The organism is Citrobacter sp. wls757 (assembly GCF_005280935.1).
Classification (GTDB): domain Bacteria; phylum Pseudomonadota; class Gammaproteobacteria; order Enterobacterales; family Enterobacteriaceae; genus Citrobacter; species Citrobacter portucalensis.
The window spans coordinates 1-279 of sequence record NZ_SZWU01000076.1 but is presented as its reverse complement, the minus strand read 5'-3'; the positions used below and the strand labels follow the sequence as shown (position 1 = coordinate 279).

Annotated in this window: 1 other RNA gene; it reads left to right on the top strand. The window is 55.6% G+C overall.

The features are described 5' to 3' along the window. The first annotated feature begins 56 nt into the window (after positions 1-56). Positions 57-192, top strand: a non-coding RNA gene (locus tag FDW94_RS20410) — RtT sRNA. Positions 193-279 lie beyond the last annotated feature (87 nt).

Sequence of the window (279 nt, the reverse complement as noted above, 5' to 3'; positions counted from 1 at the left end):
CCCTCACCGCCATATTTTAAGAAGAGCTCGTACGCAAGTACGGGCTTTTTTTTCACATATTGCACATCTGCGGGGGGATGAGAAACCCCGACCGGGGTTCGACTGCTGGCGCAGCCAGCTGGACAGACCGCGAACGGAGTGAGTGGGCTGCCCGAAGGGCGAGCAAAGCGAGTCAATCCCCCCTCACCGCCATATTTTAAGAAGAGCTCGTACGAAAGTACGGGCTTTTTTTTCGCATGTTGCATTTGCCGGATGCGGCGTAAACGCCTTATCCGGCCT